9 protein-coding genes are annotated in these 14,541 nt (G+C 65.0%); 4 read left to right on the forward strand and 5 right to left on the reverse strand.

Going from position 1 to position 14,541, the window contains the following annotated elements; genetic code table 11:
• The first annotated feature begins 68 nt into the window (after positions 1-68).
• Positions 69-1,238: a D(-)-tartrate dehydratase gene (gene tarD / locus AAE027_RS29465; protein WP_370989448.1), complete on the forward strand. Its 1,170-nt coding sequence runs from the start codon at positions 69-71 to the stop codon at positions 1,236-1,238.
• 327 nt (positions 1,239-1,565) lie between these two features.
• Here tarD and AAE027_RS29470 read toward each other — a convergent pair whose 3' ends face one another.
• Both AAE027_RS29470 and AAE027_RS29475 read right to left on the reverse strand, forming a co-directional pair.
• A complete protein-coding gene (locus AAE027_RS29470; RefSeq protein WP_370989449.1) occupies positions 1,566-2,918 on the reverse strand; it encodes a malonyl-CoA decarboxylase in 1,353 nt (450 codons plus the stop codon).
• A gap of 172 nt (positions 2,919-3,090) precedes the next feature.
• Positions 3,091-3,942, reverse strand: a complete 852-nt coding sequence (locus AAE027_RS29475; protein WP_370989450.1) for an AraC family transcriptional regulator — start codon at positions 3,940-3,942, stop codon at positions 3,091-3,093.
• A gap of 59 nt (positions 3,943-4,001) precedes the next feature.
• Between AAE027_RS29475 and AAE027_RS29480 the strand changes: the two genes are divergently transcribed.
• On the forward strand, positions 4,002-5,174 hold the full coding sequence (locus AAE027_RS29480; protein ID WP_370989451.1) for an MFS transporter: 1,173 nt from the start codon (positions 4,002-4,004) through the stop codon (positions 5,172-5,174).
• A gap of 403 nt (positions 5,175-5,577) precedes the next feature.
• Positions 5,578-7,839 (forward strand): cation:proton antiporter domain-containing protein, encoded by a 2,262-nt coding sequence (locus AAE027_RS29485; RefSeq protein ID WP_370989452.1) that lies wholly within the window; start codon positions 5,578-5,580, stop codon positions 7,837-7,839.
• Positions 7,840-8,010: 171 nt separating this feature from the next.
• Here the strand turns inward: AAE027_RS29485 and AAE027_RS29490 are convergent, their stop codons facing one another.
• Both AAE027_RS29490 and AAE027_RS29495 read right to left on the reverse strand, forming a co-directional pair.
• A complete protein-coding gene (locus AAE027_RS29490; protein ID WP_370989453.1) occupies positions 8,011-11,166 on the reverse strand; it encodes an efflux RND transporter permease subunit in 3,156 nt (1,051 codons plus the stop codon).
• An 11-nt stretch (positions 11,167-11,177) separates the two neighbouring features.
• Positions 11,178-12,362: an efflux RND transporter periplasmic adaptor subunit gene (locus tag AAE027_RS29495; RefSeq protein WP_370989454.1), complete on the reverse strand. Its 1,185-nt coding sequence runs from the start codon at positions 12,360-12,362 to the stop codon at positions 11,178-11,180.
• A gap of 235 nt (positions 12,363-12,597) precedes the next feature.
• Between AAE027_RS29495 and AAE027_RS29500 the strand changes: the two genes are divergently transcribed.
• Positions 12,598-13,389 (forward strand): transporter substrate-binding domain-containing protein, encoded by a 792-nt coding sequence (locus tag AAE027_RS29500; RefSeq protein WP_370989455.1) that lies wholly within the window; start codon positions 12,598-12,600, stop codon positions 13,387-13,389.
• A gap of 28 nt (positions 13,390-13,417) precedes the next feature.
• Here AAE027_RS29500 and AAE027_RS29505 read toward each other — a convergent pair whose 3' ends face one another.
• Complete coding sequence (locus AAE027_RS29505) at positions 13,418-14,488, reverse strand: hypothetical protein (protein ID WP_370989456.1); 1,071 nt, start codon at positions 14,486-14,488, stop codon at positions 13,418-13,420.
• Between the last annotated feature and the right edge of the window lie 53 nt (positions 14,489-14,541).

Raw genomic sequence — 14,541 nt, forward strand, 5'->3', positions numbered from 1 at the left:
AAAATTGCTACGCAATTTTGTCGCGAGCTCCTCGCAATGACGACAATAACCACCAAAGGCCAAACCCCATGTCCGTCCGCATCGTCGACGTCCGCGAAATTACAAAACCGATCTCCTCGCCGATCCGCAACGCCTATATCGACTTCACCAGGATGACGACGAGCCTGGTCGCCGTCGTCACCGACGTGGTGCGCGATGGCAAGCGCGTCGTCGGCTACGGCTTCAACTCCAATGGCCGTTACGGGCAGGGCGGCCTGATCCGCGAGCGCTTTGCCGCGCGCATTCTCGAAGCTGATCCGAACTCGCTGCTCAATGCCGCCGGCGACAATCTCGACCCTGACAAGGTCTGGGCCGCGATGATGACCAACGAGAAGCCGGGCGGCCATGGCGAGCGCTCGGTCGCGGTCGGCACCATCGATATGGCGGTGTGGGACGCGGTGGCGAAGATCGCGGGCAAGCCGCTGTTTCGCCTGCTTGCCGAGCGTCACGGCGTGACCGCCAATCCGCGCGTGTTCGTCTATGCCGCCGGCGGCTATTACTATCCCGGCAAGGACCTCTCGATGCTGCGCGGCGAGATGCGCGGCTATCTCGACCGCGGCTACAACGTCGTGAAGATGAAGATCGGCGGCGCCCCGATCGACGAGGACCGCACCCGCATCGAGGCGGTGCTGAAGGAGATCGGCAAGGACGCGCAGCTCGCCGTCGACGCCAACGGCCGCTTCAACCTCGAGACCGGCATCGCCTACGCAAAAATGCTGCGCGATTATCCCTTGTTCTGGTACGAGGAGGTCGGCGATCCCCTCGACTATGCGCTGCAAGCCGCGCTCGCCGAGTTCTATCCGGGCCCGATGGCAACCGGCGAAAACCTGTTCAGCCACCAGGACGCCCGCAACCTGATCCGCTACGGCGGCATGCGCCCCGATCGCGACTGGCTGCAATTCGACTGCGCACTGTCGTACGGCCTGTGCGAATATCAGCGCACGCTGGAGGTGCTGAAGACTTATGGCTGGTCCCCCAGCCGCTGCATCCCGCATGGCGGCCACCAGATGTCGCTCAACATCGCCGCCGGCCTGGGCTTAGGCGGCAACGAAAGCTACCCCGACCTGTTCCAGCCCTATGGCGGCTTCCCCGACGGTATCAGCGTCGAGAACGGCCACATCACCATGCCGGAGCTGGCAGGCATCGGGTTCGAAGGCAAGTCGGATCTCTACAAGGAAATGAAGGCGCTGGCGGAGTAGCCGGCCTGCCGCCACACACTCCGTCATTGCGAGCGCAGCGAAGCAATCCAGAGTCGTTCCGCGGAGGCAGTCTGGATTGCTTCGTCGCAAGAGCTCCTCGCAATGACGATGGAAAGATCGAGCGCGATTGCGGACGCCTTGGTCCGCGGCGAACGGCAGGTTGAGATACACGAGCTGCTGCAACACACTTCGTCATTGCGAGCGCAGCGAAGCAATCCAGAGGCTTTCTGCGGAGGCAGTCTGGGTCGCTTCGTCGCATCAGCGCAAAATTGCTGCGCAATTTTGTCGCGAGCTCCTCGCAATGACGGTGGCGCGAGCGAGCGTCCCTTACGACAACCGCATATCCAAGAGCCGCCGGCCTTCGCCCTTCAGCAGCTTCTTCACCGCGCTGGACGCCACGACCTCGCCGTCGTTGGCGTAGGCTTCGTGGTTCTTCTCGATGTCGTCGAGGCGGTAGAGGTAGTTGACCATGACGCCGGCGGACTCGCGCATGCCCTTTGGTGAGAGATCCCCTAGCCAGTTGATGCGCTCGAGCCGGGCGCCGTTGCCGAGATGGAAGCGGGCGACGGAGTCGATCAGCTTGCCCTTCGGCGTACGTGCCTTCAGGAAGAAGTGCGCCGCGAGCGGCTCCAGAATGCTGCGCAGCAGCGCTGTCGTCTCGGGATGCTCGAACCATGTGGGATCGTCGAGACGCTTCAGCGTCTCGCAGTCCTCGTCCGACAGCGGCAGGTCCTTGTCCTGCTTCACCCATTGCATGAAGCCCGGAACCGGCGAGAGCGTCACGAAGGTGTCGAGCTTCGGCAGCTCGCGGCGCAGCTCCTCGACCACCTGCTTGATCAGGAAGTTGCCGAACGAGATGCCGCCAAGGCCACGCTGGGTGTTGGAGATCGAATAGAACACGGCAGTGCGCGCGCGCTCGATCGATAGATGCTGGCGGTCCACCGCGAGCAGCGGCGCAATCGCACCGGGGATGGCCTCGGTCAGCGCCACCTCGACGAAGATCAAGGGCTCGTCGACCATCGCAGGGTGGAAGAAGGCGTAGCAGCGGCGGTCGACCGGATCGATGCGGCGGCGCAGATCGTCCCAGTCGGAGATCTCATGCACGGCTTCGTAACGGATGATCTTTTCGAGGATGTTGGCCGGGGTCGACCAGTCGATCCTGCGCAGCACGAGAAACCCCCTGTTGAACCACGAAGAGAGAAGATGTGAGACGTCGCGATCGAGCGCGGCGAGATCGGTGTGCCCGTTCATCATGCCGAGCAGATCGGCCCGCATGCTGACGAGATCGCCGGTACCGCCCGGCGCGCGGTTGAGGCGGCGGATCAGCTCCTGCCGTCGCGGCTCGGAAGCGAAATGCAGCGAGCTCGCGTCCTCGTCGGTGGGCTGGGCGCGCCATTTCTCGATCGCCTTGGACAGCCGCTCCCGATCGGGGCCGAAATCGCGCACCAGCGCCTCGAAGAAAGCGCGGCGTCCGGCCGCATCCAGCTCCTGGTAGAGATCGAGCACCTCGCGCGCCATCGCGGTGCCCGAGGCTTCGCCCCGGCCCGAGAGCAGCGCGTCGCAAAGCGCCATCAGCCCGGCGGCGTCTGGTTTGGTGTCCGAGCCGTCGCCGCGGCGAAGCAGCGTGCGGCCGCGCTCGGAGATGGTGGCGAGCAGATCGGAGAAGAAGGCGTTGGCCATCTGGACTTTTCGATTCCGGTTTGTGCGATGCGGAAGCTTACATGGGATTTAGGCGGAAGCCGATCACAATCAAGCAGGGGAATTTTGTATCTTTAGTGGTGCCATGCAGCCCACGGTACACTGTCATGCCCCGGCTTGACCGGGGCATCCAGTACACCGTGGCTTCTCGGTTCTAGCCGCGCCGCCTCTGGAATACTGGATCGCCCGCCTTCGCGGGCGATGACACTGAGTGTGTGGCAAACTCCGTCGGCGTCCGCCCCGTCACCTGCCGGAACGCCGCCGAGAACGCCGGCACGCTGGCATAGCCCAGCTGCGTCGCAAGCTGCTTCACCGACACGTTCGCATCCGTCGATAGCCGCTGGATCGCCGCCGCAATCCTTGCGCGCTGGCACCAGCTCTTGAAGCTCAGCTGCGTTTCCGTCGAGAACAGCCGCGACAGCGTGCGCGCGGAGGTTCCGACCGCGCGCGCCAGCGTGTCGATGTCGTGCAGGCCGGTGGGATCGTCGAGCATGATCATCGCGGCGCGGCGGCAGCGCACTTCGCGCGGCAGCGGCACGAAGGTCGTGGAATCCTCGGCCTGGTGCAATTCCAGCATCACGAGACGAACCAGCAGCTCGGTCCGCGCCTCGGTATTGCCCGCGTCGAACAGCGCCAGGATCGCCTGGTGCAGCAGCGGCGACACCCGGACCACGAACTCCTTGGTCAGTCCCTCATATTGTTGCTCGCGCTTCAGCCAGGGCAGGTCGAAATACAGCGTGCGCATCTCGATGTCGGCGAGCAGGTCGATAGCGTGCTCGAGCCCGGCGGGCACCCAGACCGCGCGGTCCGGCGGCACCAGCCAGCGCCCTCCGGGCGTCGTCACCTGCATGGTGCCCTTGGCGGCATAGATCAGCTGCGCCTCGCGGTGCAAGTGCGGGTCGATCCGCAACCCCTTGGGATAGTCGCGCGCGACCAGGTGCACGCCCGCGGTCGAGCGGTGGTTGCCCCGGACCTCCCGGAGGATTGGCGTTTCGACGACAGTCATTGGCAGCATCCCGTCATGCCCAGGACATATAACTCATTTCGGAGCAGGAGAGGATTCGTATGAACAGCCCCAGCCGGGTCATCAGTTTCGTCAATGCCGGCCATTTCATCGACCATTATTCGATGCTGATCTTTGCCGCCGCCGTCATCATCATGGGACCGGCGCTCGGCATGGCCTATTCGGAACTCTTGCCTTACGCGACGCCGGGCTTCGTCGCCTTCGGCGCGGGCTCGCTGCTGACCGGCTGGCTCGGGGACCGCTGGAGCCGCCGCCACATGATGCTGATCTTCTTCGTCGGCATCGGCGCCTCCATGATCGCGGTCGGCTTCGTGCAGACCCCGGCGCAGCTCGGCGCGGCGCTGCTCGCGATCGGCATGTTTGCCTCGATCTATCATCCCGTCGGCACCGCGATGATCGTGTCCTATGCCGACAAGCTCGGCCGCGAGATGGGGCTCAACGGCGTCTGGGGCAATCTCGGTGTTGCCTCCTCGGCGCTGGTCACCGGCGTGATCGGCCAGTATCTCGGCTGGCGGTTTGCTTTCATCGTTCCCGGCATCGTCACCATCCTGATCGGCATCGCGTTTGCGCTGACGGTCGTCCATGAGGATCGCAAGGGCTCCAAGCAGGCAGCGGCGCAGGCGCGCGTCGCCAAGCAGGACATGTGGCGCGTGGTGTTGTCGCTGCTGATCGTCGTGGTCGCGATCTCCACCACCTTCAACGCCGTGACCGTGGCGCTGCCAAAGCTGTTCGCCGAGCGGCTCGCGGACCTGACCAAGAGCCCGGCGCTGCTCGGCGTCATCGCGGCCGGTGTCTACGTGTTCGGCGCGATGACGCAGTACACGATCGGGCGGCTACTCGACCGCTATTCGCTGAAGACGGTGGCGCTGCCGCTGTCCTTCATGCTGGCGCCGTTCCTGTATCTGGCCGCAAGCCTGTCCAATCTGCCGCTGATCGTGGTTTCGATCGGCATCGTCATGGGCGCGTTCGGGCAGGTCACGGTGAACGATGCCATGGTCGGCAAGTACACCACGGAAGAGTGGCGCTCGCGCGCCTATGCCGTGCGCTATTTCGTCGGCTTCACCGCGGCCGGTGCCTCGGTCGGCCTGGTCGCCTGGCTCTACGAGCAGGGCGGCTTCGTCACCATGCTGCACGCCTTCGCCGCCCTCTGCCTGCTCGCGATCGCCGCCGCACTGATCCTGCCGCGCGAGATCCGGACGCCGCAGGCGGCGTGAAGCGCCATCGTGAGGTGCGCTGCTCACGCCACACCGTCATTGCGAGCGCAGCGAAGCAATCCAGAATCTTTCCGTGGAGGGACTCTGGATTGCTTCGTCGCAAGAGCTCCTCGCAATGACGGGGAACAGTCGCAATGACGGGGGGATGTGGCGGCACGTCGCGTAGTGCCTGCCGATGATGCCATTCTGCCGGTGTTTTGCCCGACGTGTCAAACGCCGGTTGCCGCCGGAAAACCTCAACGCCAACAACGCTGTTCTACTGTGCATGGGGTTGTTTTCGCACTTATTGTTGAAGCCCCCCAAGGACCGGCAGCGGAAAGCCGGAACTCCCTCCGCCTCCCGCGGGTTCTACCCCCGTCGCCCCGGCGCTTCGTCGGGCAGATGAAGGGGGAATGACACCCGCATGCAGTGGAGCCTGCTCCGACCGGTCGGCCTTGTCCCCGCGGCGCTTGTCCTCACCACCATTGCGGCGAGTGCTGAGGGCGGCAAATCGGCCGGCCCGTCCGAATTCCTCCTGGTGGCGCAGATCGTCTTGCTGATCGGGGTCGGCCGCGGTCTCGGCGAGATCATGCAGCGCATCGGCCAGCCCTCGGTGATGGGCGAACTGCTCGCCGGCATCATCCTGGGGCCGTCGCTGTTCGGCTGGATCTGGCCCGAGGCGCAGCACGCGATCTTCCCGAAGACGCCCGAGCAGAAGGCGATGATCGACGGCATCGCCCAGTTCGGCATTCTGCTGCTGCTGCTGCTGACCGGCATGGAGACCGACCTCAAGCTGGTCCGGAAGGTCGGCAAGGCGGCGATCGCGATCTCGATTGCCGGCATCCTCGTGCCCTTCGCCTTCGGCTTTGCGCTCGGCGAGTTCCTGCCGGATGCGCTGCTGCCCGATCCGCACGCGCGCCTCGTGGCCTCGCTGTTCATGGGCACGGCGCTGTCGATCTCCTCGGTGAAGATCGTCGCCGTGGTCGTGCGCGAGATGAACTTCATGCGCCGCAATGTCGGGCAGATCATCGTCGCGACCGCCGTCATCGACGACACCATCGGCTGGATCATCATCGCCGTCATCTTCAGCCTGGCCTCGCACGGCACGCTCGATGTCGCCTCCGTGGCCAAGGCCATGCTGGGAACGTTCGCCTTCCTGGCCGTCAGCTTCACCATTGGCCGCCGCCTGGTGTTCCAGCTGATCCGCTGGGCGAACGACAATCTCGTCAGCGCGGCGGCCGTCATCACGGTGATCCTGCTGTTGATGAGCGTCATGGCTATGATCACGCATCTGATCGGCGTCCACACCGTGCTAGGTGCCTTCGTCGCTGGCATCCTGGTCGGGGAGTCTCCGATCCTGACGCGGCAGATCGACGAGCGCCTGCGCGGCCTGATCTCGAGCTTCTTCATGCCGGTGTTCTTCGGCCTCGCCGGGCTCAGCGCCGACCTCTCGGTGCTTCGCGATCCCAATCTCCTGATGCTCACCGGCCTGCTGGTCGTGATCGCCAGTGTCGGCAAATTCGGCGGCGCGTTCGTCGGCGGCACCCTGGGCGGGCTGAATGCGAGGGAGTCCCTGGCGCTCGCCAGCGGCATGAATGCGCGCGGCTCGACCGAGGTGATCATCGCAACCATCGGCCTCTCCATCGGCGTGCTCAGCCAGAACCTGTTCACCATGATCGTGACCATGGCGATCCTGACCACGATGGCGATGCCGCCGATGCTGCGCGCGGCGCTGGCAAAGCTGCCGGTGAACGAGGAGGAGAAGGAGCGGCTGGAGCGGGAAGAATTCGAGAAGCGCGGCTTCATCGCCAATCTCGAACGTCCCTTGCTCGCGGTGGACGAGAGCGTCAACGCCACCTTCGCCGCGCACGTCGCGGGCGTGATTGCCGGCATGCGCGGCCTGCCGATCACCGTGCTGCACATCGGCGAGCGCGCCAGGGAGCAGGACAAGGGCGAGGGCGAGAGCCACGAAGCCGTGGTGAAGAAGGCGGCCGCAACCGTCTCCGCCAATGGTGACGAGGGTGCCGGCAGCGTCGATGTCGTCACCCGGACCAGGCGCGCGGAGCTCGGCGAGACCATTGCCGACGAAGCGCGCAAGGGCTTTGACCTCCTCGTCGTCGGCATCGACAAAGTCGCTGCCGCCAAGGATCGCTTCGACCGGAAGATCGAGGACATCGCCGCCGAGTTCGAGGGGCCGCTCGCGATCGTGGTGGCCAAGGGCAGGCACTTGAAGCAACCGGTGCCCGACGCGCTCAACATCCTCGTTCCGGTCTCCGGCAGCGGCGTCTCCAAGCGCGGCGCCGAGGTCGCGGTGGCGCTGGCGCAGGCCGGCTCAGGCTCGCTCCGGGTGATCTATGTGACGACGACGCGCGACAAGGGTGCGCAGCGCGGCACCTCTCGCGGACTGAGCCAGGAGACGGGCATCCTCAAGGACACCAGCGATCTCGCCGCCCGCTACGACGTCGACATCACCACGACGCTGCGCGTGAACCGCGCGCCGGAGACGGCGATCCTGCGCGAGATCGACACCACCGACGTCGACCTCGTGGTCATGGGCGTCGACAGGATCCAGGCCGACCATCTCTCCTTCGGCGGCGTCGCTGCCGCCGTGCTGAGGCAGTCGAAGGTCTCCGTGCTGCTGGTCTCGAGCGGCGAGGCGCGACAGGCACCGGCGGAGAAGGCGTAGACGACGGTGCGCTCCCTCTCCCGCTTGCGGGAGAGGGGTGGGGAGAGGGTGTCTCCACATTGGGACACTCCCCCAGAGGAGAGAGCCCTCACCCGGCGCTACGCGCCGACCTCTCCCGCAAGCGGGAGAGGTTACACCGAGAACGCCGCGCCGCTGATCCTACCGACACTCTCAAGGCTTCACCTCCGCCACCTTCGCCTTCGGCGCCTTCTTCGACGCGCGCCAGTTCTCGAAGCGCTGCACCACCACGAAGAAGGCCGGCACGAACAGCACTGCGAGGCAGGTCGAGGCCAGCATGCCCGAGAACACGGTGATGCCGATCGACTTGCGCGCGCTGGCGCCGGCGCCGGTGGCGAGCACCAGGGGCACCACGCCGAGGATGAAGGCGAACGACGTCATCAGGATCGGACGGAAGCGGGCGCGCGCCGCCTCGATCGCGGAATCCAGGAGCGGCTTGCCGTCGCGGCCGTGCAGCTCGAGCCCGACCTCGACGATCAGGATCGCGTTCTTGGCCGACAGCGCAATGAGCAGGATCAAGCCGATCTGGCAATAGAGGTTGTTGTCGATCTTGAGCCCGCTGAGGATCAGCATCGGCCCGAGCAGCGACAGCGGCACCGCGAGGATCACCGAGATCGGCGCGTACCAGCTCTCATACTGGCCGGCGAGCACGAGATAGACCAGCAGCATGGCGAGGCCGAACACCCAGTAGATCTGGTTGGAGACTGCCTTCTCCTGATAGGACATCGCGGTCCATTCATAGCCGGTGCCCGGCGGCAGCGTCTTGTCCGCGATCTCCTCCATCAGCTGCAGCGACTGGCCGGAGGAATAGCCCTGCGCCGGCAGGCCGATGACGGTCGAGGATGGATAGAGGTTGTAGAGGCTGATCAGCGACGGGCCGTTGGCCGGCGTGATCTTGGCGACGGTGCCGATCGGGATCATGTCGCCGTTCGAGTTGCGCACCTGCATGTTGGCGATGTCGTGCTCGGTGACGCGGAACGCCGGATCGGCCTGGGTGTAGACCTGGAACACGCGGCCGAACTTGTTGAACTGGTTGACGTAGGATGAGCCCAGATAAGTCGATAGCGCCGAGAACACCTGATCGGTGGTGACGTGCAGCGTCTGGGTCTTGACGCGATCGATCTCGACGTTGAATTGCGGCACTGACGAGCGGAACGAGGATTGCACGCGCTGCAGCGCGCTCTGGCTCTGGCCGTTACTGACCATCGCCCCGGTGATGGCCTGCAGCTTGGCGAAATCGCTGTTGCCGTCGCGCAGCTCGACTTGCATCGAGAAGCCGGCGGCATTGCCGATGCCCTGGATCGGCGGCGGCGGCAGCACGATGGTGCGCGCCTCCATGATGGTCGCCAGTTTGTCATTGAGCCCGTACACCAGCGAGCGCAGATCCTCGCCGGGCCCTTTGCGCGCCGCCCAGTCCTTCAGGATGATGTAGGCGACGCCGGCATTGGCAAGGCTCGCGCTGTTGTCGAGCGCGGAGATGCCGGCGATGGTGATGACCTGCTGGACGCCTGGGGTGTCCTTGATCAGCTCACTCGCTCTGTCGAGCACCGTCTGGGTTCGCTCCAGCGCGGCGCCGTCGGGCAGCTGCACGGCGGCGATCAGATAGCCCTGGTCCTCGATCGGCAGGAAGCCGGTCGGCACCCGCGACAGGCCGTAGCCGCCGATTCCGATCAGGACCAGCGCCACCGCGACCGAGACGGTGGCGTGCCTGACCAGGAAGCCGATCAGCCGCGTGTAACCGCGCTCGAGCCGGTTATAGACGGCGTTGAAGCCGCGGTAGAAGAAATTGCGCCGCTCCGGCGGCACCGCCGGCCGCAGCCAGAGCGCACACTGCGTCGGCTTCAAGGTCGCCGCGTTGATGGCGGACAGAAGCGCGGTCGCGGCGATCACCAGCGCGAATTGCGAATAGATGCGCCCGGTCAGTCCGGCGAGGAACGAGGCCGGCAGAAACACCGAGATCAGCACCAGGGTGATGCCGACGATCGGCGCGAACAACTGATCCATCGCCCTGATCGCGGCGTCGTGGCCGTTCATGCCCTGCTCGATATTGTGAGCGGCGCCCTCGACCACGACGATGGCGTCGTCGACCACGATGCCGATCGCGAGCACGATCGCGAACAGCGTCGACATGTTGATGGTGAAGCCGAGCGCCGCCATGGCGGCGAACGCGCCGATGATGGTCACCGGCACGGTCGTCGCCGGCACCAGCATGGCGCGCCAGTCCTGCAAGAACACCAGGATCACGACCAGCACCAACAGGCCGGCCTCGATCAGCGTCATGTAGACCTCGTGCACCGAGGCCTGCACGAACTTGGTGGTGTCGAACGGCGTGTCGTATTTGATGCCTTCGGGGAAGCGCTTGGCGAGCTCCGCCATCTTCCTCTCGACGGCCTGCTCGACCTGGAGCGCGTTCGCGCCGGGCGACTGGAATACGCCGATGCCGACGGCCGGCTGCTTGTTGAGCGAGAAGATCTGGCTGTAGGTCTGCGCGCCCAGTTCCACCCAGCCGACGTCGCGAACCCGCGTGACGTCGCCGCTCGTGCCCGATTTGACGATGATGTTTTCGAACTGGCTGGTGTCGTCGAGTCGTCCGTTGACGTTGAGCGTGTACTGAAACGCCTGGCCCGGCGGCGTCGGTGGCGCACCGACCTGGCCGGCGGAGACCTGCTGGCTCTGCTGCTGGATCGCGTTGATGACGTCCTGCGGCACCAGGCCACGGACTTGCAGCTTGTTGGGATCGAGCCAGACCCGCATCGAATACTGGCCGGCGCCGAACACCGTGACGTTGCCGACGCCGGGCAGGCGGGAGAGCTCGTCGCGGATGTTGATGGTGGCGTAGTTGCTCAAATAGAGGCTGTCGTACTTCGCGTCGGGCGAGGTCAGCGTCACGAATAGCAGGATCGAGGTCGACCGCTTCTGCACGGTGACGCCCTGGTTCTGCACCGCCTGCGGTAATTGCGCCAGCGCGCTGGAGACGCGGTTCTGCACCAGCACCTGCGCGAAATTGAGGTCGGTGCCGATCTTGAAGGTCACGGTCAGCGTATACGTGCCGTCGGAGCCGCTGTAGGACTGCATGTAGAGCATGTCCTCGACGCCGTTGACCTGCTGCTCGATCGGCAGCGCCACGGTGTCGATCACGGTCTTGGCGCTGGCGCCGGGATAGCGCGTGGTGACCTGCACGGTCGGCGGCACCACATCGGGATATTGCGCGATAGCGAGATTGAACAGCGCGACGCCGCCGATCAGAATCATCAGCAGCGCGATGACGTTCGAGAGGACCGGCCGCTCGATGAAGAATTTTGAGATCATGGCCGGCGCTCCTACTTGGCAGAGGCCTGCGGCTGCTCGATCTTCGTCACTTGCGGGTCGATCTTCTGGCCCGGGATCACCCGCAGCAATCCTGCGATCACCACGCGGTCCTCCGGCTTCAGGCCGCTCTCGATCACGCGCAAGCCGTTGTCGACGGGGCCGATCTGCACCTTGCGCTGCTCGACGAAATTGTCACTGTTGACCACCAGCAGATAGCGGCCGCCCTGGTCGCTGCCGAGCGCGGTGTCGGGGACGAGCAGGGCGCTCTTCTCCTGGTCGAAGGGCACGCGGACGCGAACGAAATAGCCGGGCAGCAGCACCCGTTTGTCGTTGGGCACGACGCCGCGCACCGCGAGCGTGCCCGTCGATGTATTGAGGGTCGGCGAGACGTAGTCGAGGTGGCCTTCATGCGGATAGCCGGTCTCGGTCTGGAGGCCCACCTGGATCGGCAACTGTTTGAGGTCGGCGACGGTCAGCCCGCGACGGGCCGCTTCGGCGCGGATGCGCAGCACGTCCTGCTCGTTGACCGTGAAGTTCACCCAGATCGGGTCCAGCGCGACGATCTGCGCGAGCTGGGTCGGAGAGGAGACGCCGACGAGCTCGCCGACCGAGACCAAGTGCGCGCTGACGATGCCATCGAACGGCGCCGTCACCCTGGTATAGCTGTAATTGACCTCGGCGAGCCTGGTATTGACCTGGGCCTGCTGCAGACTGGCCTGAGCGTTGTCGCGGGTGGATGTCGAGGTGTCGAGCGTGGACTGCGACACCGCCTGGCGCTGCACGAGCTCGACCTGGCGCTTGTAATCGGCTTCGGCCTGCTTGACGGTGGCCTGCGCGCCGACCTCCGCGGCCTTCGCCTGCTCGACCTTGAGCTTGTAGGTCTCCGGCTCGATGGTGAAGAGCTGAGTGCCCTGCTTCACGAAGGTGCCGTCCTGATAGTCGATCGATTGCAGAAAACCTTGCACGCGCGCGACGAGATCGACGCTCTTGATCGGCGCGGTGTTGCCGGTGGCCTCGACATAGCGCGTCACGGCGCGCTGCACCGGCGTTGCCACGTCCACCTTGGGCGGTGGCGGCGCCACGAAGGTGTTCTTGTCCTCGCAGCCGGCGAGCGCGATCACGGCAGTTGCCGTTGCCAAGGCCCGCCCGACATGTCTCCACGCTTCCTTACGTGATGCGGGATTCGCGCGCGTCATTCGGTGGCCCCCGGGTTGCTGTCTGTCGGTGCAGGCAGGCTACCAACAAATGCCCGTCCGTGGAACACCATAGCCATGGCAGTCAGCGGCCTTGCACTGCAAACGGCGGCGTGGCCTTTAACAGGTTTGTCATGACAAATGGCTTTTCACTGAGCGCACGATCGACCAGAATTGTGTCAAAGGCCATGTGACCGACGTGATGCATCGGAAGAAGAAAAGGTGAGGAGACCATGACATGCCCACGTCGCTCCAATCGGCCCTTGCCGGCCTCGTTCTCGCAGCGGTGGTCGCCATGCCCGCGCTAGCTGATGGCCTGAAGGACGAGATCGCGCCGGTCGGCAAGCTGCGGGTTGCGATCGCGATCAGCCCGGCGGGCGGTGCGTTCTGGTCGACCAAGGCCGAGGCCGGCTATGCCGGCGTTCCCGTCGATCTCGGCAGGGAGTTGGCGGCGCAACTTGGCGTGCCCGTCGAATATGTCGTGCACCAGAATTCCGGCCAGATCACCGACGCCGCGTCGAAAGGCACATGGGACGTCACCTGGCTTCCCAAGGATCCCGATCGCGAGACCAAGATGATGTTCGGCCCGATCTACGAGGTCGCCGACGCCACCTACATCGTCAAGCCCGGTTCGAACATCACCAACTTCGCCACGCTCGACCAGGTGGGCGTCAAGGTCGCGGCCGTCAACGCCACCACCACCATGCGCGGCGCCATCGCGCATTTGAGGAATGCGAAGGTCACGGGCTATCAGACCTATGACGAGATCTTCGGCCTGCTCAAGAGCGGCGAGATCGACGCCTTCGCGCTGTCGCGCAACCAGCTCAACAAGATGGCGCAGAAGATTCCGGGTACGCGTGTGCTGGATGAGACGTTCAAGAAGACGGTGACCGCCGTCGCCGTCCCGCTCGGCCACAGTCAGGCATTGGCGTTCGTCACCAAATTCATGACGGAGGCCACGACGAACGGCACGCTGCGCAAGGCCTACGACAACAACGGCCTGAAGGATTCGCCGATCCGGACGGAGTAGTATGACCCAGTTTCGGCGCGCCGATCTCTCAGCGCGCCCTGATCTCCGCGTACTTCGCCATCGCGCGCTCGAATTTTCGGTTGAATAGCCACATCGCGGCAAGGATCTCGCGGAAGCTTGCGGAGGCTCGCGCTCGGTCGGCCTGTCCGAACGCGAAGATGCTGTTGTTGCGCAAGTGCTTCATGATCGTGGGGCTCGACACCCTGTAGTTCAGGAGATCGCCCGATTTGAGCGCGGATCTGGTCGGGGTGGGCACGATCTGGATCAGCTCGAACAGCTTCATCTGGTCGATCGGGTCGGGCAGCGTCTTCACGATTGCGGGGATCTCACGGAACACGTCGGCATGCGCGTTCATCAGGCCGTCGCGCACGTTGGTCCAATGGTTGAAGCGGTGATCGGTGCCGCGGGCGCGCGCCTCCTCCTTGTCGTCGCGCGCGCTCAGTCCTGGATCGATCGCTGCGATCTCGCCCTTGATGGCCTCCCATTTCCTGCGGCCGTTGCGGTCCTCGGCGGGGCCGGTCTGGAAGCTGCCCATATAGGTGTTCGAGCGTCCGTTGCGGACATTCTGCTTGCCGTTGGTCTCGGCGAAGAACAGCCCGAGGCTGATGCGCCCCGCAGCGTCCGCGTGGTCAGGTGCAAGCCCCTTGGCACGCGCGATCGCCGTGGCGAGATCGACGACGTCCTTGAACGGCGTCGGCGAGTTCTGCGCATTGGCGGGCGGCGCTTCCATGATGTCGAACAGTTTCGAATATTCGTCGATCAAAGGCTCGATGTCGGCGTCGAAATAGGCCGGGGGAATTTCGAACTTATTGGGCCTGCCGATCCGCGCCGGCATGGCGTCGGTGAGATCCTTGTAGGTGCTGATGACGGCGACACGCGCCAGATACAGCGCCTGTCCCGGCAGGTTCGGCAGCGGCTGCTTCGCCTCGATCTGGCGCCGCCGCTCGGCCAGGACCGACTTGAAGTCGGCGAGCGCGCGGTCATAGGCGGCGAGCGCCTCGGATTGTTTTGCCGTGAGCGTGCCCTGCTGTCCGACGGCGGGTGCCGTCAAGAGGGCGAGCGCCGTCAAGGCAGCGGCAACAAGGTGTCTCGGTCCCATGCGGTTCCCCGGCAGCTGTCGAATCGTCGCCACGGAACGTAAGCATCAGACGC

Source organism: Bradyrhizobium sp. DN3, from assembly GCF_041357655.1.
Taxonomy (GTDB): Bacteria; Pseudomonadota; Alphaproteobacteria; order Rhizobiales; family Xanthobacteraceae; genus Bradyrhizobium.